This is a genomic window from Variovorax sp. KK3 (assembly GCF_001984055.1).
Taxonomy (GTDB): domain Bacteria; phylum Pseudomonadota; class Gammaproteobacteria; order Burkholderiales; family Burkholderiaceae_C; genus Variovorax.
Genome location: NZ_LYVO01000197.1, coordinates 1 through 518 on the forward strand (window position 1 = coordinate 1; position 518 = coordinate 518).

Consider the following 518-nt stretch of genomic DNA (forward strand, 5'->3'; position numbering starts at 1 on the left):
GAGACCGGTACCGGCGGCGCCAACAGCGCGGGCAGCACGCAGTACATCTACCTGCCCACGTCCACGGGGCCGATGCTGATCGCGGCGGTGATCGACGGCAACCTGCATGCGGTGCACAGCGACCACCTCAACACGCCGAGGGGGCTGACCAACAGCCAGGGGCAGGTGGTGTGGCAGTGGGCTTACTCGGCTTTCGGAGAGGACAAGCCGACCATCTCGAAGTACCGGTTCGCGAACCTGGACATCAACCCGAATCCGGGGACGACGAACGAAACCGAAGTCATCTTCAACAAGCGGTACGACGGTCAGTACTACGACAAGGAGTCGGGGCTGCACTACAACGTCAACCGCACGTACTTCCCCGCGCTGGGCCGCTACACGCAACCTGACCCCACAGGCCTGTTCGGTGGTCCGAATCGATTCGGATATGTCGCCGCCAACCCTTTGAGCTACTCCGATCCGGAGGGTCTGGTTCGGCAATCCGGCAGACCTTTGGACATTCTTCCTCTCGAGGGCGG

1 protein-coding gene is annotated in these 518 nt (G+C 62.5%); it reads left to right on the top strand.

Features of this window, described 5'->3' with window-relative positions; translation table 11 throughout:
• On the top strand, positions 1-518 hold a 518-nt coding region (locus B0W80_RS34130; protein WP_179107111.1), incomplete at both ends, for an RHS repeat-associated core domain-containing protein.